Here is a 20,232-nt window from a genome sequence, read left to right on the forward strand (position 1 = left end):
ACTCCGCGCAGACGCGAGGACGCATAGACTTTCGTGCATGAACCAGCGCATGGTGGTGCTTCCGCGGGGCATCAATGTCGGCGGCCACAACAAGGTTCCCATGCCGGCGCTGCGCGCGGACCTGGCGAAGGCCGGCTTCTCCGACGTCATCACCCTGTTGGCCAGCGGGAACATCATCGTCACGGCGCCTGGCGATTCGGTGTCGGAAGCGTCCGACCGTGTGCGGGAGGTGATCGCCTCGTCCAGCGGGACCGAGGTGGTCTGCGTGGCGCGCTCGGCCGAGCAAATGCGCGCGATCGCCGCGCTCAACCCGTTGGGTGATATGGCCGACAACGGCTCACGCCACCTCGTCACTTTCCTGTCCGCGCGGCTTCCCGCCGAGGTCGCCGCGCACGTCGAGAAGGAGGACTTCTCGCCCAACGTGCACGTACTCACCGGGCTGGAAATGTATTCCTGGGCGCCCGAAGGGGTGAGTGAACTGACGCTCACCGATAGAACGCTGATGTCGATGGGCGGGATCGTCGCCACGTCGCGCAACTGGAACACCGTGGAGAAGATCGTCGCGGCGCTGTAGAGCCGGATCGCGAGGTCGCGGCCGTTCGGTCACGCCCCGCGCCGGGGACCGTCCTCCAGCGCGAAGACGAGGAACGTGCTCGTCGCCGTGGCGACGGTCTTGCCGCGGGCGTCGACGACCTCGCCCTCGGCGAACGCCACCCGCCTGCCGGGTTTGGTCACCCGTGCATTGCAAACGAGCGGGGCGTTCTCGGGAAACACCGCGCGCAGATAGCTGACGTTAATGTCGATCGAGGTGAACCCGGTCCCGGCCGGGACCGTGGTGTGGACGGCGCCGCCGAGCGCGGAATCTAGCAACGTGCACATGAGCCCGCCGTGTACGGAACCGATCCTGTTGAAGTGGGACTCGTCCGGGGTGCAGCGGACCGACACCTCGCCGGGGTCCGCGGAGACGACGCGGAGCGCGGCGTGCGCGCCCATGGGCGACTCGGGGAGCTCGCCCGAGACGACCTTGCGCATGAACTCGAGGCCGCTGAGTTCTTCCGTTCCGGGCTCCATACCGCTGCCGTCGTCCCAGTGCACGATCGTTTCGCGTTCGGCCACGGCCTCTCCCTCCACTCAGGCCCCGGCTGCTGCCGCGATCGCCGCGGCGGGGGCGTTTTCGTCCCTCATTATCTCGCCCGGCGTGGTGGGCGGCCAGGCGGGCCCGAAGCGGAGGCCGTCTCAGGCGGACGGAGCGGGCACGTTCTGCAGCCTGACCTGCCCCCGCGCGATCGTTTTCCCGGTCTCGGCCGCGGAGATGACGACATCCCACAGTTGCTGCCCCCTGCCCTGGTGAAGAGCGGTGGCCTCTACTTGTGCAGAGCCGCCAGTGGCGGGGCGGATGAAGTCGGTCCCGTTGTGCAGGCCCACGGAGAATTCCCCGCGTTCGCGCACCGCGTAGCTCGCCCCGATGCTCGCAGCCGATTCGATGATCGTCGCGTAGACGCCACCATGCACGACTCCCCACGGGGTGTGGTGCTCAGGGCCGAACTCGACGTGCCCGCGCACGCTCGTCTCGGCCACCTCGTCGACGACGAAGCCGGACGCCGCGACGAAGCGGCTCGAGGCCTCGAGCGAGACATCGGGAATGGGCGTGGGCGAAGGTGATTCAGAGGTCGACATGGGAGTTCCTTCCCTCGGGGGTGACTTCAATCGAAGCTGACTAGTAATATAGAAGCTAGATGAGGTTGCGGCCGACGTCAATCGCTTAGGAGAATTCTCGAATGGACTGGCTCGAACAATCGACGGAGAACTGCTCCGTCCAACGCACCCTCGACGTGATCGGCGACAAGTGGACCATCCAGGTCATCCGCGAGGCGTTCCACGGCGTCCGAAGGTTCGACCAGATGCGCGACCACATCGGGGTGTCCGATTCCGTTCTCTCCTCGCGCCTGCGCAAGCTCGTCGACGAGGGGATCCTCGAGACCGCGGAATACCGGCAGGCCGGCTACCGCCGGCGCAAGGAGTACCGGCTCACCGCGAGCGGAAGAGACCTCTACCCCGTCATCATCTCGCTGCTCAGCTGGGGCGATGCACACCGCCCCGATCCGGCGGGCCCGGCGATCGAGATCGCGCATGCCGACTGTGGCGCGCCCATCGATGTCGAGATCCGCTGCTCGAACGGACACCGCCTGTCCTCCCCGCGCGAGGCCGTGACGTCAACGGGACCGGGAGCCAAGCCCGTGCCTGCCGCACACGCCGAATAGGACCCGCTCACAGGCCCATTCCGGTCAGAGCTCGATGATGTCGCGGACGATCCCGTCCGCCACGAGCCGCCCCGCGTCGGTGACGCGGTAGCGCCGCTCGTCCACGCGATCGTCGACGACGGCGAGACCGCGGTCGATCCACGGCGCTAGCCGCGACTCCTCCTCGGCGGACAGCATGCGCGCGGGAATCCCCTCCGCGAGGCGCAGACGCAGCATGACCTGCTCGATGTGGCGTCCGACGTCATCCAGCGTCTCCCCACCGGCGATGGGCAGCAGGCCCGGGCCACTGGCCGCGGCATAGCGCGCCGGGTGCTTGATGTTCCACCACCGCTGCCCCGACAGGTGCCCGTGGGCGCCCGGCCCGAAACCCCACCAGTCGCCGTCGCGCCAGTATCCGAGGTTGTGGCGGCACTGCGCCGCCTCACCGCGCGCCCAGTTCGACACCTCGTACCAGTCGAAACCGGCGGCAGCCATGGTGTCGGCAACCATCTCGTAGCGGCGGGCGAACACGTCGTCGAGGGGTGTCGCGATCTCGCCGCGCCGCACCTTTCTGGCCAGCGCGGTGCCATCCTCGACGATGAGCGAATACGCCGAGACGTGATCGATCCCCGTCCCGAGCGCATCGTCGAGGGTCTTCGCCAGGTCGGCGTCGGTCTCGCCGGGGGTTCCGTAGATGACGTCGAGGTTGACGTGCCCGAAACCGGCGTCCATGGCCTCGCGGGCGGCGTCGAGGGCGCGCCCCGGGGTGTGCGCCCGGTCGAGGATCTGCAGCACCCGCGAGGACGTCGACTGCATCCCGAGCGAGATACGGGTGAAGCCACCGCGGAGGAGCTCGTCGAAGAACTCCGGGGACACCGATTCGGGATTCGATTCCGTCGTGACCTCCGCGCCGGGTGTGAGCCCGAAAGAGGTCCGGATCTCGGCGAGCACCGCGTTGAGCATTCCCGCCCCCACGAGGCTCGGCGTTCCCCCGCCGAAAAACACCGTGCTTGCTGACGGCGCACGTCCCAGCGCGCCCGCCAGCCTGCTCGCCGCCTCGCGAATCTCTGCGCGGATCGCCTCGAGCCATGACTCCGGCGACGCCGACGAGCCCAACTCGCCGGCGGTGTAGGTGTTGAAATCGCAGTAGCCGCAGCGCGTCGAGCAGAACGGGACGTGCACGTACACGCCGAACGGTTCGGCGATGCTCTCCGGCATCTGCAGGGCGAACCCCGTCTCCGTGGAGGCATGGGCTTCGGCGCCCGAACGCTGCGCAGTCGAATCCGTCACGCCTGGCAGTGTAGGCGAGAAGCGCGGGCAATCCCCTATCGGCGAGTGCGGAGCTTTTGCTTCGCCGCCTTCTCCGCAAGGGAACCGAGCGCCGATCCCATGTCCTTGACGCTCTCGTCGGGGGCCTCGTTCTCGTAATCGAGTTGGTCGAGATCTTCCTTGCATTCGACCTTGTCGGCGCCCTCGCCGTCAGCCCCTTGGACGTTTTCGAACCGCTCGGCGAGTTCCTCGTATTCCTGCAGTGCTTCTTCCATGTAGTCGATGAGCGGCCAGAGATCGGCTTCCATCTCCCTGCAACCGATGAACCCCGAGTAGAGGGTGCCGTCCATGGACACGACGGTCAGGTTGAGACCCGCACCGTGGAAAACCGGGCCCATCGGATACATCGCGGTGATCTTCGCGCCAAGGAAGTACAGCGGGAAGTTCGGGCCCGGCACGTTAGAGATGACGAGGTTGTGCACCGTCGGATGCTTCTCCGCGAGGCGCAGCTTCGAATAGGTTCGCACCGCGGCGCCGAATACCGAGGGCGCTGCGAACTGTGCCCAGTCGGTGAGCAGGTCGGCATCGATGGTGTCGTTGTGCTTCTTGGCGACGTCGGTGGATTTCGCGATCACCCTGAGGCGCTTGACTGGGTCCTCCTGCGCCGTTGCCAGGGACATGAACATGCCTGATACGTGATTGGTTCCCGGCCTGTTCGACATGCCGTGCACCGACATCGGAACCATCGCGACCAACGAGTTGCTGGGCAGCTCGTCTTTGGCGATGAGGTACTTGCGCATGGCCGAGGCGACCAGCGTGAGCACAATGTCGTTGACCGTGCAGCCGAACGTCTTCTTCACACGTTTGATGCAGGAGAGATCGGTCGCTCCGAACGCGATCGTCCGGTGGCCGGTGATCGTCTTGTTGAACCGGGTCCGCGGGGCCGAGAACGGCGCCGGCATCGCCTCGCCCTTCCGCGCCCGCATCACCCACTTGGGCAGCAGGGACATCGTGTGCGGCAGCAGCGACATGAATTGGAATGGTTTGGCCACCGTCGACATCGCCCCGCCGAGCAGCACCTCCACCGCGCCGTAACCGCCGGCGTGGACGTCGAGGTTTTTCTCCTCCAGCAGGTCGCTGTCGGGAGTCAGGGAACACAACTGGGTGATGAAGTTCGCTCCCGAGACCCCGTCCACGGTCGAGTGATGCATCTTCACCAAGACACCGATTTCGCCGCCCTCGAGTCCTTCCATGACCCACAGCTCCCACAATGGAGCTTTCCGGTCTAGCGCGATCCCGGCGAAATGCGCCGCGAGATCCCCGAACTCCTTATTGCCTCCGGGGCTGGGTACTGCGATTCGGTGGACGTGCTTGTCGATATCGAAATCCTTGTCCTCAACCCACACCGGGTGGTCGAGGTTGAGCAACGAATCCTGCAGCTTGCGCCGGAGAGGCGGCATGTATTTGACGCGGCGGTCGAGTTCGGCCTTGAACTTCTCGAAGTCGTATCCCCCGGGCACGCTGGATGGGTCGACCGTGATCAACACCGTGACATGCAAAAGCTGCGAGGGAGTCTCGAAGTAGAGAAAGCTCGCGTCCAGTCCGCTGAGTCGCTGCATGGTGTCAGTGTAAGCGAGAAATTTTGACGCTTAACTGCCTTTGCAGATTTGTCTTGGAGCGCCTGAAACGCCGCAGGAAAATCTCGTCCTTTACACCCTTGGAGGGGGTCTGTCAGGCCGCAGCCGGAGTGCCTGGTGGAATCAGAAAATCTGGGTCAGCGCCCATACGAGAACGATGAGCACGATGAGCCCGATGAGGGCCTGCTGCACGCGAGACTTAGGCATCTATTCCAATTCCTCCTCCGCGGCCTCGTCGCGGCCGCGAATCGCGTCGACCAAGCGTGTGCTCACGACGCCATCGGTGACGGCGATAAGCACGCGGGCGATCACGAACGACAGCGGGACGAGAACCGCTACGAGTATCGCCACCTGCGGCGGGAACGGCAGGGTCGACAGCCACAGCTCGACGCTGTCCCACATCTGCAGTGGCGAATCCATGCCCCCACCCTATCCGACGGCCGAACTCTCCAATCCCCGGCGGCGCAGCAGCGGGGCAGGATCGGGGCTCGCGCCCCGGAACGCCCGGTAGGCCTCGTCGAAATCGATCGCGCCTCCCCGGGAAAGCACCTCCGTGCGCAGCTGTTCGCCCAGCTGCGCCCGCAAGCCCCCTCTCTCACGGAACCAGTCCGCGGCGTCGGCGTCGAGAACCTCGGCCCAGAAGTACGAGTAGTACGCCGCCGAGTAGCCACCGGCGAAGATGTGCTGGAAATAGCGGGAGCGGTACCTCGGTTCGATCCCTTCGACATCGAGCCCCGCGGATGCGAGGACCTGTGATTCGAATGCGTCGACGTCGTCGACAGCTTGTGCCTGTTCCAGCGAGAGCGAGTGCCACGCCAGGTCGATGAGCGCGGCGCCCAGGTATTCGACGGTCGCCTGCCCCTGGCCGAACTTCTCGGCCTCGCGTAGTCGGGTGACGAGGTCTTCGGGGATCTCCGATCCGGTTTCGACGTGGTGGGCGAAGCGGGAGAGCACCTCGGATTCGTCGGCCCACATCTCGTTGACCTGTGAGGGGAACTCGACGAAGTCGCGCGGGACGTTGGTGCCCGAGAATGTCGGATAGCGCACCTGCGACAGCAGGCCGTGGAGCGCATGCCCGAACTCGTGGAACATCGTCGTCACCTCGTCGCGAGTGAGGAGGGTCGGCGCGCCCGCGGCGGGCGCCGCGAGGTTCATCACGTTGACGACGACGGGCTTGGTTCCCAGGGCGGTGGACTGATCGGTGAACGAGCTCATCCACGCTCCTCCGCGCTTCGTCGGGCGGGCGTAGTAGTCGAGCAGGATGAGCCCGGTCTCGGGGTCCTCATCCGCCGGGCGGCGGACCTCCCACACCTGCACGCCGGGCAGGTAGCCGGCGAGATCGGTTCGGCGGGTGAACTCGAGGCCGTACAGCGTGCTCGCGGCGTACATGACGCCCTCGTGGAGGACGGTGTCCAACTCGAAATACTGGCGCACGGTCGAGTCCTCGACCGAGAACCGTTCGGCACGCAGCCTCTCGGCGAAGTGCGCCCAGTCTGCTGGACTCAGCGGGTTCTCGTCGTCTCCGCCGAGCATGTCCTTGGCCTCGTGCCTGGCATTGGTGCCGGCGGCGTCGGCGACGCTTTCTAGGAGACCACGGGCGGCCTCGGCGGTCTTCGCCGTCTCCTCCTCCAACACGTAATCGGCGTGGCAGGCGTAGCCGAGCAGTTCCGCGCGCTCGGCGCGAAGCGCCACGATCTCCAGTACGAGCGGGGTGTTGTCGGAACCGGCGGTGCGGCCGCGCTGCAACGAGGCCGCCATGAGGCGGGCGCGCAGCCCGGCGTCGGTGAGTTGTGCCGACAGCGGCTGAACCGTGGGCAGACCCAGCGGGATGAGCCAGCCACTGCGCCCCGCCTCCTGCGCATTGGCGGCGAGGGAGGACACGGTTGCGTCGTCGAGGCCGGCGAGCTCCGCTCCGTCGGTGACGTGGACCGCGAGCTCCGCTGTCGAGCGGAGCACGTTCTCCCCGAATGCCGTGGTGAGCTCGGCCAGACGCTCGTCGATTTCCGCGACGCGTTCGCGGGCCGAGCCGCCGAGCGCCGCGCCTCTACGGGTGAATTCCCGGACCTGCTTCTCGACGAGCCGGCGGGTCTCGTCGTCGACCCGGGCGGTTCCTGTCTCGATCTGCTCAGCGACCGCGCGAACACGGGCGAACAGATCGGTATCGAGCCAAATCGCGGCGAAGTGTTGGGCGAGGAGCGGAGAAAGGCGGCGATCGATGTCCTGGCGCTCAGCCGTGGCGTCGGGGCCGACGAGGTTATAGAACGTCGAGAGCACCCGGTTCAGCGCCTGCCCGGAGAGCTCGAGAGCGACCGAAGTGTTGTCCACGGTCGGCGGTTCCGGGTTGGCGATGATGGCGGCGATCTCCGCATTGTGGTCGTCCATCGCCGCGCGGGCGGCCGGTTCCACATCGGCATCGGTGAACGCCGCGAAGTCCGGTAATCCGTACGGGAGCGCGGAGGGCTCCAGGAGGGCTGCGGTGCCCGCCGTCATACGTGGATTGTGGTCCTGCGGTGCGTTCTGGGGCTGTTCTTCCGGAGTGCTCACGCCGCCATCTTATGCCCCGCCCGCCACGGTGAGCGGCGGGCGGGGCGGGAGCGAGCGGGCTACTTCTTCTTGTCGCCCTTATCGGCGCTCGTGTCTGCCGACAGCGCGGCGACGAAGGCCTCCTGCGGGACGTCGACGCGACCGATCGACTTCATCCGCTTCTTGCCCTCCTTCTGCTTCTCCAGCAGCTTGCGCTTACGCGAGATGTCGCCGCCGTAGCACTTGGACAGCACGTCCTTGCGGATCGCTCGGATGTTCTCGCGGGAGATGATCTTCGAGCCGATCGCCGCCTGGATGGGCACCTCGTACTGCTGGCGAGGGATAAGCTCCTTGAGCTTGACGGTCATCTTGTTGCCGTAGTGCTGGGCGTGGTCGCGGTGCACGATCGCGCTGAACGCGTCGACGGCCTCGCCCTGGAGCAGGATGTCGACCTTGACCAGGTCCGAAATCTGCTCGCCCGCCTCCTCGTACTGCAGCGAGGCATAGCCGCGGGTACGGGATTTGAGCGAGTCGAAGAAGTCGAAGATGATCTCGCCGAGCGGCATGATGTAACGCAGCTCCACACGGGTTTCGGACAGGTAATCCATGCCCTGCATGTCGCCGCGCTTGGACTGGCACAGCTCCATCGTGGTGCCGACGAACTCACTTGGCACGATGATCGTCGTCTTCACGATCGGCTCGTACACCTCGCGGTTCTTGCCTTCGGGCCACACCGACGGGTTCGTGACGTTGTACTCCTCGCCGTCCTCGGCGATGACCCGGTAGACGACGTTCGGCGCGGTCGAGATGAGGTCGAGGCCGAACTCGCGCTGCAGGCGGTCGCGGGTGATCTCCATGTGCAGCAGGCCGAGGAAGCCACAGCGGAAGCCGAAGCCGAGCGCAACGGAGGTTTCCGGCTCGTAGGCCAGCGCGGCGTCGTTGAGCTGAAGCTTGTCGAGCGCATCGCGCAGCACCGGGTAGTCCGAGCCGTCGATCGGGTACAGGCCGGAGAACACCATCGGGCTGGGCTCCTGGTACCCGGCCAGCGGCTCCTCGGCGCCGCCGCTGGCCAGCGTCACCGTGTCGCCGACCTTGGACTGGCGCACGTCCTTGACGCCGGTGATGAGGTAGCCGACCTCGCCGACGCCGAGCCCCTCACACGCCTCGGGTTCCGGGGAGATGATGCCGATCTCCTGGAGCTCGTAGTTCGCTCCCGTCGACATCATCGTCACCTTGGTACGCGGCGTGAGCTTGCCGTCGAACACGCGGACGTAGGTGACGACGCCGCGGTAGGTGTCGTACACCGAGTCGAAGATCAGTGCGCGAGGCGGCGCATCGGCATCTCCCACCGGCGGCGGCACGACCTCGCACAACTTGTCAAGCAGTTCGGTCACACCCTCGCCGGTCTTACCGGACACGCGAAGTACCTCTTCGGGCTCGCAGCCGATGATCTGCGCGATCTCGAGCGCGAAGCGATCCGGGTCCGCGGCGGGCAGGTCGATCTTGTTGAGGACCGGGATGATTTCCAGGTCCTTCTCCATCGCGAGGTAGAGGTTCGCAAGGGTCTGCGCCTCGATCCCCTGGGCCGCGTCGACGAGCAGCACCGCACCCTCGCACGCCTCGAGTGCGCGGGAGACCTCGTAGGTGAAGTCGACGTGCCCCGGGGTGTCGATCATGTGGAGGACGATCTCCTCGCCGGCGGCCGATCCCGATTTCGGCACCCACGGCAGGCGCACGTTCTGTGCCTTGATGGTGATGCCGCGTTCGCGCTCGATGTCCATGCGGTCGAGGTACTGGGCGCGCATGAGCCGCTCGTCGACGGCGCCGGTGAGTTGCAGCATGCGGTCGGCCAGGGTCGACTTGCCGTGGTCGATGTGGGCGATGATCGAGAAGTTTCGAATATGCGCAGGCGAGGTGAAGGTGTCCTTGGCGAAATTCTTCGTCACTACTATTCGAAACTCCTCATCGGACGCAGGCCCGAACGCTCGGCAGGTGCAAATATTCTGACCTCAGACGTTACCTGGCCGCCGCGGAGAATACCGAACGCGAGCCGCTCGGTGTGGCCCGGGAAAACCCGGCACGTCCGCCGTCAGGAATTAGTTGTCCGCTACGCAACCGTATGCTTCTAGCCATGGCTATCAATTGGAATCGTGTGGGCAGGACCGCGGTATCTATGGCACGGCGGTACGGTCCGCGTGTGGCGCGGGAGGTCCAGAAGCAGGCCAAGTCGCGCGGCATCGGCCCCGGCGCGGGTCGGCAGCAGGGCAGTGGCAACAACGGTGGACAGAGTGCGGGCCGCCCCGCCGCGACGACCGACCATGACACCAGCGCCAAGGCGCGCACCATCGTCTACGCGCCCGAGCTCGACGGCAACGCCGATCCGGGCGAGGTCGTATGGACGTGGGTTGAGTTCGAGGAAAATGACGGCCGCGGCAAGGACCGTCCCGTCCTCGTCGTCGGTCGCGACGGCGGAACGCTTCTCGGCCTGATGCTCTCGAGCCAGGACAAGCGCGCCGACGACCGACACTGGGTCGGCATCGGGCGCGGCGCCTGGGACCACGGCGACAAGCCCAGTTGGCTGCGTCTGGACCGGGTGCTCGACGTACCCGAGGATGGGATTCGCCGCGAGGGTGCGATCCTGCCGAAGGCCGATTTCGACAAGGTCGCGGACAAGCTGCGTGCCGAATACGGCTGGAGCTAGCCGCGAAGGCGTCGGCAGCGACGGCCCGACCTGCGCCTCGCTTTGCTCTGGCCAGTCGTTCGCTGCTATCCTTGCCAATCGGTGCTTCGCGTCAGGCGCGGGGCAAGCAAACTTTTGCTAAAACATGTCCATCACCGCGGAATGCGCGGCCGGTAATCGGTCGAAACGCCTCCGCAAGGAACGTCGCACACTGCGTCGTTCGCAAGGCAAACCGAAGGTTGTAGCGCGTGGCAAACATCAAGTCGCAGAAGAAGCGGATCCTCACCAACGAGCGGAACCGTCTTCGTAACCAGTCCGTACGTTCGTCCCTCCGCACCGCGATCCGCAGTGTGCGCGAGGCCGCCAAGGCCGGCGATAAGGAGCGCGCAGGCGCCCTGCTCGTCGCCACGAATCGTCAGCTCGACAAGGCTGCGTCGAAGGGCGTTATCCACAAGAACCAGGCTGCCAACAAGAAGTCGGCTCTGGCTCAGACGGTCTCCAAGATCTAATTGCGCCGCCCGGCACCAGCCGGGTCTCGCACCGAGCGCCGCTCGTTTCCGCACTGCTTCGCGGAGACGGGCGGCGTTTGTCGTTCGTCGGTTGGCACCGCTGGATGACGCCGGACGTGCCGCCCTCCCCCGGCCCCTGCGGGTCTCACGTTTCTCGGCGGTATCCCCGCGCGCTGAGCCCGAGGGTCGTTCGGAAATCGGTGGCGAGGTGCGCCTGATCCGCATAGCCGAGCTCGGCCGCAACCGCCGCGACCGTGAGTTTCGGGTCCTCGCGCAGTCGGAGCGCCGCCTCCTGCAACCGGTAGCGGCGGATGATGTGCAGCGGGGACACACCCACGTAGCGTTTGGTGAGGCGTTGGAGTTCGCGGGTGGACACCCCGACCTTGCCGGCCAACAGGCTGACCGATGTTATCTCCGGATCGTCGGCGGCGAGTTCGACCGCCAGGTCGGCGAGCTTCGCGCCGTATGGCGTCTCGCCGGAGCGCAACGCGAGACTTTCCGACATCCTCTTCGCCGCCCCGTCGACGTCTTCCCTGTCCATGTGTTCGCGGATGTCTTCCCCTAGGTCACCCAGGTCGAAGGGCGCCTGCTGATCGACGAACACGCTCGGCCGCACACCCAGAGCACAGAGACCGGCGGGCCGGAGCAAGACCCCGAAGGCCCAGCCGTGCGACGTCAGGACCTGGTGTGAAACGCCGCTCGTGGGCCCGGACAGTGTGACCTTGTCTCGTTCCACGACGAGGTTCGATGCGGGGAACGGGAGGACCCGCTGCACGGACTCCTCCCCTTCCGGCAGGTCCCATTGGGAGATCCAGTACCAGCCCACGTATTCCGCGAGTTCCTCCGGAGGTGTGCGCCGGTGGAAGCGTGGGAGGTTGTGCGGGTAGATGATGCCGCGCCGGTCTCCGATGTCATTACTCACGAATGCGTCCTGTCTGGGGGCGGGGCGATCTTGTCGCAAATCTACAAGGCCGCCGTCCCTCCCAACTGCGAGACTAATCCCATGAGCGAAGACACACCGGCGCGCGGCGTCACAGGTAAGCACACGAACAACGGCATCCCCACCGGACGCACGAGCCTGACCCCATTTCTCACCGTGCGCGACGCGCGCGGCGCGCTCGCCTTCTATGAGAAGGTCTTCGGCGCACGGATCGCGGATGTCACCGAGATGGCCGGAGAGGTCGTGCACGCCGAGATCGATTTCGGTAACGGGTGGCTACAGATCGGCACCATAAACCCGGAGTATGGACTCGTCTCCGCGCCGGAAGGCGAGGGCGACTGCTACTCGATGGGGTTGTACTGCGAAGACGCCGACTCAGTGGTCGCGTCCGCGGTCGACGAGGGCGCAACGGTGCGGGAGGGGCTCATGAACTTCGCCTCGGGCGACCGGTACGCGTCGATTCGAGATCCCTTCGGAGTGCGATGGTCCATCATGAGCCGCATCGAGGATCTCTCCGAAGAAGAAAGCAGCCGCCGCGTGGCCGAGTGGGCCGCGCGGCAGTAGGCAGTCCGGCCGAGCCGGCGGCCCTCGCATCTTCGGCGTTGCGTGCTACCGCGCCAGGCTGCTCACTTGTCGCACGGCACGTTCGAGCGCGAATGCGGTGTCTCTGGTTCCGCCTTTGACCTCGCCGTTGAGCCGGGCAACGACCTGGAGCGCCTCGGCGAGGTTGTCGCCGTCCCAGTGCCGGCTCTGGGAGCGTTTGATCTTGTCGAACTTCCACGGCTGGAGCCCGAGCGCGTAGATCTCCTTGCCTTGAGCGTTTCGGTGCGAAAGCACGAGGGCGATCGACCAGACGCCATCGGCTAGCGCGTCGGCGATCATGACATGCGGGGTGCCGGCATGCATGGCCCATTCCAGCGCCTCGATCGCCTCGTCGATCCGGCCGGTGACGGCGTGATCGGAGACGTTGAACCCGGTGACGCCGACGACGCCGTGGTAGTAGCGGTGAACCGCTGCGACATCGATTTCCGCGCCCGTGTCCGTGACGAGCTGTGAGGCTGCGGCGGCGAGTTCGCGCAGATCGGTACCTATTGCCTCCACCAGTGCCTCGCATACGTCGGTGGATACGCGCGCAGAGTTGCTGGCGAATTCGCTTTTGACGAACGCGAGAATGTCGCCTGGCCGTTTGATCGGTGCCGCGTCGTGGACGACGGCGCCCTTTTTCTTCAGGTCTGCCGCCAGCGCCTTCGCGCGACCCGCGCCAGAGTGTTTGACGATGAGCCAGACGCCGTCGGGAAGGTCCGAGGCAGCGTCGTTGATCAACGCCACGCCTTCTTTGCCGAGCTCGCCTCCGCCCGAGATGATGACTGCGCGGGGTTCGCCGAAGAGCGAAGGCGCCAGAAGTTCACCGATTTCCATCGGCGTTACCTCGCTGCTCGCACGGGTCGTAACCACGAATTCCTCCGCCGACGACGCGCCGACCAGTTGCCGCGCGGCCGCCACGACGTTGCCCGCGGCACGGTCGGCGAGAAACTCGTCCGTCCCCAATACCAGGTGCAAAGGCGCGTTGGCGTCTCCAGAACTCTTCGGCGGCATGCTTACAACCTACCTTTCCACTCCGACACGTTCGCCGCCTCCCGTGGAGTCCACTTCGATACCGGAGACCGTCGCGGTCCACCACAAAGAGGGCACGCAAGACCACGCGAGAACGCGAGCAACCGGCGGCGAGGCGGGCGCGATCGCGGCGGCCGCGGTGCCGGCGACGGTCACCCACGGGACCACTGGTGCGACCGCAATGTTCTTGGCGATCGCCCACGGCGACACCGAACGTCCGGTCGCCGCAAGGATCGGTGCCGTCGACAGGTGAGCGACGACTGCGAGCGCCACAAGCGCGGAGAGGATCGTCGTCGGTCCCCTCCGAGAAACCGTGCCGCCGTCGGACCGTTCCGACACTCGCGGGGCCATGCCGCGGCGTCGGCGCCAACGAGACCGAAGTCTCGCGTCCACGGCACGGATGGCTCCGGCAAGCGCTCGCTCACATGGACGGGCGGCAATGACGATTCCCGCAGTTGCGGCAACCGACAAGATGAAGCCGAGGGCGCGGACGGTGTGCGGGCTGGCAACGGAAAACACGAGTACGACGGCGGCGAGGAGCGCGAGCGATTGCCTGCTGCGCCCCGTTGCCATCGCATACACCGAGATCGCGGCCATCGCGCCCGCGCGCATCACGCTGGGTTCGGGCCCGACGACGCCCACGAATGCCGCGACGGCGGCGGCGCCAACGCCGAGTCGCATGCGTCGCGGCGCACCCGACCACGACATCAGGAACAGTGTCGCCCCCAGCACGTAGGCGATGTTCGCCCCGGACACCGCGGCCAGATGGGATAGGCCCGAGGCGAGGAAGTTTTCGTTCAGTTCTACCGGCACTCTCCGTTGGTCTCCGAGCACCATCGACGGCAGAAGAGAATCCGTGGGCTCCGGCAGTCCTTCGGCGACGCTGTGAAGGTTGGTGCGCACGGAAGAGGCCAGCGCAAAGAGTCCGGTGGGCCCGCGAATGGTCCGCGGCGCGCTGATCGGGGTGAGTAGGACCTCCGGGTCGTGGCCGGAGCCCGTCGTCATGACCGAGCGCACGCGCGTCCCAGGTTCCAGCCACAACCACGCCTCGCCGCTGGCGAACACAGTCGCCGAGGTGCGCATCTTCGACACCTGTTGCCCTTGCCCCACCTCAACGACGATCGCGTTGATCACCACCGTTCCGTCTGCGGCCATGCGGGGTATGGCGCGAACGTCGATCGTCACAGTCGCTCGAACGGGTTCGGAACCGGCGAGAACGTTGCGGTGATGAGCCATGCTCTGCAGGCTTCCCACACCGCAGGCCACGGCGGCCGTCAGGCAACACACCGCCAGCATCAACAGTTGCTCGAATCGGCCCTTCCGCGTGCTCGCCTGCGACGTCGTCAGCGCGCGGGCTTCCGTCCCATTACTCGTCCATCCAAACGCGATTACGGCTCCCGCAGTAGCCGCGCATAACGCACACACAGCGATGGCCGCCGAAACGTCGGCATCGATGCCCCCGACCGCAAGCGTGGTACCGAGCGCAACTGAGGCAGCCGGCACGAGGCGCATGTCCCACGTGGACCTCGTACGTGCCGTCACACCACAACCTGCTCGCGCAGATTTTCCAGCTTTGCCGGACCGATCCCCTTGACCTCACCGAGCTGTTCTACCGAGGAAAACGGCCCTGACGATTCTCGGTACTCGATGATGGCCGAAGCGGTGGCCGGACCGACCCCGTTGAGGCTTTCGAGTTCGGCCGCGCTCGCCGAGTTGAGATTCACTTTCCCTTCGCCGCCCTGCTCGGCGGACTCTGCTCCCCCGCCCGCAGAATCCGGACCTGCCGGCTCCGGTGCTCCGCCGGCGGCGAGTACCGCCGAGCCCGGTGGCGGTGCGCCGTCCGGAGGTAGCGCGCCCACGACGACCTGTTCCCCATCCGCTACCGGTCTGGCGAGGTTGAGGGTCGCCGTGTCTGCGCCGTCGCGACTTCCTCCCGCCGCAGCGATCGCGTCGGCTACGCGAGACCCTGAAGCGAGAGTAACCAAGCCGGGGTTATGCACCAGGCCGACGACGGACACAATCACCGGGCCGCCGGTCTCCGGCGTAGATTCGGGTGCAACACCGGTGAGATGCGGTTCTTCCGACGCATTCGGCGCACCGACCTCCCCGATCCCCGGGAGCTGCGGGGCGGAAACCGTCTGCGGTTCCGAACGGAGCAATTGGGCGAGAGCGAAACCTGCACAAACGAGAACCACAACCAGTAGAGCGGCCCCGCCGATTCTTCCAAGCGACCAGGTGCCCAGTCCGCCCCTAGGTATCCACTCGTCCAGTTCATCTACCGATTCGGTGTCCAGCTCGGGGCGTGAGTGATCAGATTCAACGAAACGGCGACGCAATGCTACAGGTGTAGTGGAGAGGGGCGGCGCCTCTCCATTCTCCTCTGCTGCCTGCAGAGGCCGGCCGTACTCGTCCTCGGAGAGAGCATCGGGTTCGTCGGGTGGAACGAGAGAGCGTAAGCGCAGCGGGGCCGGGTCCATGTTTCGGACCCTACGAGCGGCCCAACCCCGGCCTGCTCCGCCTGCGACACCGAACGCACTTCTGTGGACGCTGGGAAAACCCCTGTGAAAAACGTGCCCACAAGGGTTAGGTCTGCTGTTTTAGGATCTCTCGATCTCGGCGGGCAGCTTAAACTCCGGGTACTCCAGGGGGCACACGGACACGGCGACCGCGTTGTCTCCCGCATGCCACGCGAGCACAGGTTCGATCTCGACGACGAGGATCCTCTCGGGGAAGGTCGTCTCCTTGCGGAATTCCTGCGCCAAATTCTCGGCAATCTCTATATCGCCGCTGTAGTGGACGGTGACGAGGGCGTCGCCGGTCAGCTCTTCCCTCGCGAGCAGCCGCAGCTTGTCGAGCGCCTTGGTCACCGTCCGGGTCTTCGCGGCGAGTGTGAGGTTACCGCCGCGAATCCGCAAGATCGGTTTCGACGACAACACACCGCCGAAGAGCGCGAAGGCGGCACCGACCCGGCCGCCCCGACGCAGGGAGTCCATCTTGTCGACCGACAGCCACGTCGTCGACCTTCGCACTACCTTCTCCACCAGGCCCGCCACGGCGACGAGCGAGCCTCCAGTTGCCGCGAGTTGAGCGCCTTGCGCGACTGCACCGCCGATAGTCATGCCCACGTTTTGCGAATCGACGACGGTGACGCGACCGCCGAAACTACCCGCAGCCTCGGCCGCCGATTCCCAGGTCCGCGAAAGCTTGCTCGCAATGTGCACGGACACGATCCCGGTGGTGTCCTCGCGTTCGAGAAGCTCGCGATAGGTTTCTTCAAGCTCGTGCGGTGCGAGCCCCGAGGTGGCTGCGACCTGCCCGTCGTCAACGGTCTGATGGAGGTCCAGCACGGTCACATCCATCGATTCGGCCCAGCTTTCGGGAAGCTGGGCCGCGGAGTCGGTGACGAGTCGAATGGTCATCGGTTCTCCAGATGAGGCGCGACGTTCCACGAGTCCAGCCGCCAGCGGATCGACTCGGCGGCCTCGGTCGTCGGCGGCACGGCGGCGGGCGATTCGGAGACGGTGTCCGCGCCGCGGTCGTGCGCGGAAAGCTGCGCCCACGCCGTGTTTCCCAAACCGTTGAACAGCGGGAAGGTCTCGACACTCAGTTCCAGCAGGGCCGCGGCGAGCGCGGCGATAGCCCCGCCATGGGCGACCATGACGACGGGGTGCTTATCGCCCCAGTCCTCGGAATCGACGAGTTCGTCGACAACCGAACGCGTGCGCACGGCAACATCGAGCCTTGATTCGCCTCCGGGCGGAGCCCACTGCGGCGACGACCGCCACATCGCTCGGGCACCGGGCCACTGTTGGTCGACCTCGAGGTGGCTCATCCCCTGCCACTGCCCCAGGTTCGTCTCCCGCAGGCGCGAATCGGCATGCACGTCGAGTCCGGTGACCTCACCGATCGCGTCGGCGGTCTTCCGCGCGCGCTGAAGGTCGGAGGAGTACAGGGCAAAAGGGTGTCGGTAGGCGATCACCTCGGCAGCGAGGCGCGCCTGTTTATGCCCCTGTTCGGACAGGGTCGTGTCGAGTTGGCCCTGCATGCGCATGGTCGCATTGTAATGCGTTTGCCCATGGCGAAGCAGGATTAACCGTCGGGTCACTGCCGCCCGCCGGCGTCACGGTTCGGTTCGACCGCCGGTAGTTCCGCATCCTGGTCGGCGGAGATGCCGTCCCAGCTCGCCGGGCGGTCCGCGGAGGCAACACCCTCGATGTCGATAATCGGGCAGTCCTTCCACAGCCGGTCCAGCGCATAGTAGTCGCGCTCGTCGGCGTGCTGGATGTGGATCACGACGTCGCCGTAGTCCAGAAGGGACCAGCGCCCCTCCTTCGTGCCCTCACGTCGCACCGGCTTGTAGCCGGCGTCGCGGAGCTCCTCTTCGATCTCGTCGACGATCGAGGTGACCTGCCGCTCGTTGTCCGCCGATGCGATGACGAAACAATCGGTGATCACGAGCTGGTCCGAAACGTCGATCACCATGACGTCGGAGGCCAGCTTCTCGTCGGCGGCCTTCGCAGCCTTCGTCGCCAACGCAATCGCTTCTGGGGTGGCTGTCATCTAGTTGTCTCCTGTGCTGTTCTGCGGACGGTTGTTCTGATGTGTATCTGTCTCATTATCCAATGACGTCGGAGGTGTGGCGGCAAACGAGCCGTCCGCTCTCGTCGTCTGATCGGCGCGATAGAGATTTCGTTTGGATATGTATTGCACGACCCCATCGGGAACGAGGTACCACACCGGTGCCTCGCCGGCGGCTCGCCGCCGACATTCCGTGGAGGAGATGGCGAGCGCGGGGATCTCGATGAGGTGAATGCGTTCGGAGTCGATATTGGTCAGGTGAGTCGCGCTGAGCTCGAACCCGGGGCGCGACACCCCGACAAAGGTTGCCAGATCGAACAGCTCTTCCCAACCTCGCCACGTGAAGATCTTCTCGAGCGCGTCCGCGCCGGTGATGAAGAACAGGTCTGCGTTCTGGTTCTGCCTGCCGAGGTCGGTGAGCGTATCGGTCGTGTACGTCGGCCCGTCTCTCTCGATATCGACGCGAGAGACCGAGAACCGGGGGTTGGAGGCCGTGGCGATCACCGTCATCAGATACCGGTCCTCGGCCGGGGATACCGATCGCTTCGATTTCTGCCACGGGATGCCGGTCGGTACGAAGATCACTTCGTCCAACTCGAACCGGTGCGCCACCTCGCTCGCGGCGACAAGGTGGCCATGGTGAATCGGGTCGAAGGTGCCGCCCATGACGCCGAGTCGTCGGCGACGAGGCGAAGTGGCGTCGTTGGAGGTCATTGGCGAGGGGTCCTTGAGGGCGCGGGGTGCTAGACCGGTAGCAGTTGCGAGACGACTGTGGTGAGCTGGGCGATGTTGCGGCATTCGTGCATAGGCACGAACTCGGAGTATTGCGGTGTCGCCGAGTCCGACGTGCCCCAGTATTCCTTGGGTTCGGGGTTGAGCCAGTGAACGTGCCGCGCGCGTTCGGTGATGAGTTCGAGGGATCCGAGCGCGGGGTCGCGGTAGTTGTTTCGCCCGTCGCCCAAAATGAGCACGGAACCCGACGGGGACAACGTGTGCACGTATTTGTCTGCGAACCCACGGAAGGCGAATCCGTAGTCGGAATGCCCGTCGTAGGTGACGATTTCGGCCTCGCGCACCATGCGCGCCATCGACGAGGCGAGGTCCTCGCCGGTCGAGAAGAAGTCGGTGACCTCGTCGACGGTGTCGACGAACGCGAACACCCGCACGCGGGAGAATTGTTCACGCAGGCTGTGCACCAATTGCAGCGTGAAGTGGCTGAAACCGGACACCGAACCCGACACGTCACACAACACGACGAGCTCGGGCCTGGCCTTGCGCGGCTTTCGCAGCACAAGTTCCATCGGCACCCCGCCCGTGGACATCGACTTGCGCATGGTGCGCCGCATGTCGATATCGCCGCGGCGGATCCGCTTCCGCCTGGCGGCCAGGCGATGGCCCAGCTGGCGCGCCAGCGGCCCTACCTGGGTACGTAGCTTCTGCAGGTCGGCATCGTTTGCGCGCAGGAAGTCCACGTGGTCGGCCGACGGCCCAACGGCGAAATTCGCTACGCGGTCGCGTCCGGAGTGCTCTGCCGTTCGACGGCGCACTTCGTCGGCGACTTGTTGGAAAAAGCCCTTGACCCTTTGGTTCGCGAGGTTCGCGGCCGCGGCTTTCTCCATGATGCGTCCGCTGCCGTCCGGGTCGTCCGGGTTCTCGCCGATCATCCCGTCGAGAATGCGCTGCATGATGGTCGACGCGTCGAGCTTGCCGAGAGTCTGGTACGTCGAGAACGAAGGGCCGCGCGTCGACTCGTAGCGTCCCATCTGCTCGACCATGAGCTCGGCCAGCGCCCGGGCCTGCGCCATCGCTTCCGGGGTGTCCTGTTCGAGGAGGTCGACGATGAGATCCTCGAGCGCCTTGGGGTCGACCTTGCCGTTCTCGTCGAGCGGGAGCTCAATGGTGATCGCGTCGTCTGCGTCGGCGGAACCGCCGTATCCGCGGGCGACGGGAAACCACAGATTGAACATCTGATCGAAGATGTCGCGCTGCGTCGGTCGGCGGATCAACGTCGCCGCGAGCGCCTCCCGTAGGGACTCGCGGTCGGTGAGATCGAGGACCACGATCGCCTCGGCGGCGTCGACGGCCTCGGACGGACCTACGGAAATGCCCTTACCGCGCAGAGCGTCGACGAAGTCGACGAGATGTCCCGCAAGCCCACCGGGCACGGGACGCACCTCACCGCGCGCTCCCCCTGATGTTCTGGCCGCTGCCATCGCTACTCCTCGTGCTCCGGCGCCCGTGG

The 20,232-nt window shown here is 65.9% G+C and carries 21 protein-coding genes; 5 read left to right on the forward strand and 16 right to left on the reverse strand.

The genetic code is table 11. The features are described 5' to 3' along the window. The first annotated feature begins 37 nt into the window (after positions 1–37). A complete protein-coding gene (locus tag K8V11_RS01380; protein ID WP_303910417.1) occupies positions 38–574 on the forward strand; it encodes a DUF1697 domain-containing protein in 537 nt (178 codons plus the stop codon). A 29-nt stretch (positions 575–603) separates the two neighbouring features. Here K8V11_RS01380 and K8V11_RS01385 read toward each other — a convergent pair whose 3' ends face one another. Together K8V11_RS01385 and K8V11_RS01390 are read right to left on the reverse strand one after the other, a co-directional pair. Further along, the gene (locus tag K8V11_RS01385) at positions 604–1,116 is read right to left on the reverse strand and encodes a PaaI family thioesterase (protein WP_303910418.1); all 513 of its coding nucleotides are present in this window, start codon (positions 1,114–1,116) and stop codon (positions 604–606) included. A 120-nt stretch (positions 1,117–1,236) separates the two neighbouring features. Next, positions 1,237–1,677, reverse strand: a complete 441-nt coding sequence (locus tag K8V11_RS01390) for a PaaI family thioesterase (protein ID WP_303910419.1) — start codon at positions 1,675–1,677, stop codon at positions 1,237–1,239. 101 nt (positions 1,678–1,778) lie between these two features. On the opposite strand from K8V11_RS01390, the gene K8V11_RS01395 reads away from it, so the two are divergent. Next, entirely contained in the window at positions 1,779–2,261 is a 483-nt protein-coding gene (locus tag K8V11_RS01395; RefSeq protein ID WP_303910420.1) for a helix-turn-helix domain-containing protein, read from the forward strand. Positions 2,262–2,285: 24 nt separating this feature from the next. On the opposite strand, the gene hemW is transcribed toward K8V11_RS01395, so the two are convergent. The 5 genes from hemW to lepA form a co-directional block, all read right to left on the reverse strand. Beyond that, positions 2,286–3,458: a radical SAM family heme chaperone HemW gene (hemW, locus tag K8V11_RS01400; protein WP_303910445.1), complete on the reverse strand. Its 1,173-nt coding sequence runs from the start codon at positions 3,456–3,458 to the stop codon at positions 2,286–2,288. Between the two features lie 107 nt (positions 3,459–3,565). Beyond that, positions 3,566–5,128 carry a wax ester/triacylglycerol synthase family O-acyltransferase gene (locus K8V11_RS01405; protein ID WP_303910421.1) on the reverse strand — a complete coding sequence of 521 codons (1,563 nt, stop codon included), beginning with the start codon at positions 5,126–5,128 and terminating at the stop codon, positions 3,566–3,568. A 225-nt stretch (positions 5,129–5,353) separates the two neighbouring features. Next, positions 5,354–5,566 carry a hypothetical protein gene (locus K8V11_RS01410; RefSeq protein ID WP_303910422.1) on the reverse strand — a complete coding sequence of 71 codons (213 nt, stop codon included), beginning with the start codon at positions 5,564–5,566 and terminating at the stop codon, positions 5,354–5,356. Positions 5,567–5,575: 9 nt separating this feature from the next. Then, complete coding sequence (locus K8V11_RS01415) at positions 5,576–7,636, reverse strand: M3 family metallopeptidase (protein WP_303910446.1); 2,061 nt, start codon at positions 7,634–7,636, stop codon at positions 5,576–5,578. A gap of 113 nt (positions 7,637–7,749) precedes the next feature. Continuing rightward, positions 7,750–9,621: a translation elongation factor 4 gene (gene lepA / locus K8V11_RS01420; RefSeq protein ID WP_303910447.1), complete on the reverse strand. Its 1,872-nt coding sequence runs from the start codon at positions 9,619–9,621 to the stop codon at positions 7,750–7,752. Positions 9,622–9,800: 179 nt separating this feature from the next. Here lepA and K8V11_RS01425 point away from each other — a divergent pair, with 179 nt between their 5' ends. Then, positions 9,801–10,370 carry a type II toxin-antitoxin system PemK/MazF family toxin gene (locus tag K8V11_RS01425; protein ID WP_303910423.1) on the forward strand — a complete coding sequence of 190 codons (570 nt, stop codon included), beginning with the start codon at positions 9,801–9,803 and terminating at the stop codon, positions 10,368–10,370. 227 nt (positions 10,371–10,597) lie between these two features. Continuing rightward, positions 10,598–10,858, forward strand: coding sequence for a 30S ribosomal protein S20 (gene rpsT / locus K8V11_RS01430; RefSeq protein ID WP_303910424.1), 261 nt, complete (start codon positions 10,598–10,600; stop codon positions 10,856–10,858). Positions 10,859–11,003: 145 nt separating this feature from the next. Here rpsT and K8V11_RS01435 read toward each other — a convergent pair whose 3' ends face one another. Next, on the reverse strand, positions 11,004–11,780 hold the full coding sequence (locus K8V11_RS01435) for a helix-turn-helix domain-containing protein (RefSeq protein ID WP_303910425.1): 777 nt from the start codon (positions 11,778–11,780) through the stop codon (positions 11,004–11,006). Positions 11,781–11,861: 81 nt separating this feature from the next. Between K8V11_RS01435 and K8V11_RS01440 the strand changes: the two genes are divergently transcribed. Then, positions 11,862–12,362 carry a glyoxalase/bleomycin resistance/extradiol dioxygenase family protein gene (locus K8V11_RS01440; RefSeq protein ID WP_303910426.1) on the forward strand — a complete coding sequence of 167 codons (501 nt, stop codon included), beginning with the start codon at positions 11,862–11,864 and terminating at the stop codon, positions 12,360–12,362. 45 nt (positions 12,363–12,407) lie between these two features. Here K8V11_RS01440 and holA read toward each other — a convergent pair whose 3' ends face one another. From holA to K8V11_RS01480, 8 genes are all read right to left on the reverse strand, one after another. Further along, positions 12,408–13,394, reverse strand: coding sequence for a DNA polymerase III subunit delta (holA, locus tag K8V11_RS01445; RefSeq protein ID WP_303910427.1), 987 nt, complete (start codon positions 13,392–13,394; stop codon positions 12,408–12,410). Between the two features lie 9 nt (positions 13,395–13,403). Further along, positions 13,404–14,648, reverse strand: a complete 1,245-nt coding sequence (locus K8V11_RS01450; protein ID WP_303910428.1) for a ComEC/Rec2 family competence protein — start codon at positions 14,646–14,648, stop codon at positions 13,404–13,406. Positions 14,649–14,950: 302 nt separating this feature from the next. After that, the gene (locus K8V11_RS01455) at positions 14,951–15,889 is read right to left on the reverse strand and encodes a ComEA family DNA-binding protein (protein ID WP_303910429.1); all 939 of its coding nucleotides are present in this window, start codon (positions 15,887–15,889) and stop codon (positions 14,951–14,953) included. Between the two features lie 120 nt (positions 15,890–16,009). Then, positions 16,010–16,831: a DegV family protein gene (locus tag K8V11_RS01460; RefSeq protein WP_303910430.1), complete on the reverse strand. Its 822-nt coding sequence runs from the start codon at positions 16,829–16,831 to the stop codon at positions 16,010–16,012. Continuing rightward, positions 16,828–17,517, reverse strand: coding sequence for a histidine phosphatase family protein (locus K8V11_RS01465; protein WP_303910431.1), 690 nt, complete (start codon positions 17,515–17,517; stop codon positions 16,828–16,830). The genes K8V11_RS01460 and K8V11_RS01465 overlap by 4 nt, the downstream gene beginning before the upstream one ends. Then, positions 17,514–17,972 carry a ribosome silencing factor gene (rsfS, locus tag K8V11_RS01470; RefSeq protein ID WP_303910432.1) on the reverse strand — a complete coding sequence of 153 codons (459 nt, stop codon included), beginning with the start codon at positions 17,970–17,972 and terminating at the stop codon, positions 17,514–17,516. Before rsfS ends, K8V11_RS01465 begins: the two co-directional genes overlap by 4 nt. Next, positions 17,973–18,704, reverse strand: coding sequence for a nicotinate-nucleotide adenylyltransferase (gene nadD, locus K8V11_RS01475; RefSeq protein ID WP_303910433.1), 732 nt, complete (start codon positions 18,702–18,704; stop codon positions 17,973–17,975). Positions 18,705–18,733: 29 nt separating this feature from the next. Further along, positions 18,734–20,203 (reverse strand): VWA domain-containing protein, encoded by a 1,470-nt coding sequence (locus K8V11_RS01480; RefSeq protein ID WP_303910434.1) that lies wholly within the window; start codon positions 20,201–20,203, stop codon positions 18,734–18,736. Positions 20,204–20,232 lie beyond the last annotated feature (29 nt).

Source organism: Dietzia timorensis (assembly GCF_020742175.1).
GTDB classification, from domain to species: domain Bacteria; phylum Actinomycetota; class Actinomycetes; order Mycobacteriales; family Mycobacteriaceae; genus Dietzia; species Dietzia timorensis_A.

Coding starts and splice junctions, on each gene's coding strand:
- K8V11_RS01405 (WP_303910421.1), bottom strand. CDS start 5,128: ATGCAGCGACTCAGCGGACTGGACGCGAGCTTTCTCTACTTCGAGACT.
- K8V11_RS01480 (WP_303910434.1), bottom strand. CDS start 20,203: ATGGCAGCGGCCAGAACATCAGGGGGAGCGCGCGGTGAGGTGCGTCCC.
- K8V11_RS01415 (WP_303910446.1), bottom strand. CDS start 7,636: ATGACGGCGGGCACCGCAGCCCTCCTGGAGCCCTCCGCGCTCCCGTAC.
- K8V11_RS01425 (WP_303910423.1), top strand. CDS start 9,801: ATGGCTATCAATTGGAATCGTGTGGGCAGGACCGCGGTATCTATGGCA.
- K8V11_RS01395 (WP_303910420.1), top strand. CDS start 1,779: ATGGACTGGCTCGAACAATCGACGGAGAACTGCTCCGTCCAACGCACC.
- holA (WP_303910427.1), bottom strand. CDS start 13,394: ATGCCGCCGAAGAGTTCTGGAGACGCCAACGCGCCTTTGCACCTGGTA.
- K8V11_RS01440 (WP_303910426.1), top strand. CDS start 11,862: ATGAGCGAAGACACACCGGCGCGCGGCGTCACAGGTAAGCACACGAAC.
- K8V11_RS01410 (WP_303910422.1), bottom strand. CDS start 5,566: ATGGATTCGCCACTGCAGATGTGGGACAGCGTCGAGCTGTGGCTGTCG.
- K8V11_RS01455 (WP_303910429.1), bottom strand. CDS start 15,889: ATGGACCCGGCCCCGCTGCGCTTACGCTCTCTCGTTCCACCCGACGAA.
- hemW (WP_303910445.1), bottom strand. CDS start 3,458: ATGCCGGAGAGCATCGCCGAACCGTTCGGCGTGTACGTGCACGTCCCG.
- K8V11_RS01460 (WP_303910430.1), bottom strand. CDS start 16,831: ATGACCATTCGACTCGTCACCGACTCCGCGGCCCAGCTTCCCGAAAGC.
- K8V11_RS01450 (WP_303910428.1), bottom strand. CDS start 14,648: ATGGCTCATCACCGCAACGTTCTCGCCGGTTCCGAACCCGTTCGAGCG.
- K8V11_RS01390 (WP_303910419.1), bottom strand. CDS start 1,677: ATGTCGACCTCTGAATCACCTTCGCCCACGCCCATTCCCGATGTCTCG.
- rsfS (WP_303910432.1), bottom strand. CDS start 17,972: ATGACAGCCACCCCAGAAGCGATTGCGTTGGCGACGAAGGCTGCGAAG.
- nadD (WP_303910433.1), bottom strand. CDS start 18,704: ATGACCTCCAACGACGCCACTTCGCCTCGTCGCCGACGACTCGGCGTC.
- K8V11_RS01380 (WP_303910417.1), top strand. CDS start 38: ATGAACCAGCGCATGGTGGTGCTTCCGCGGGGCATCAATGTCGGCGGC.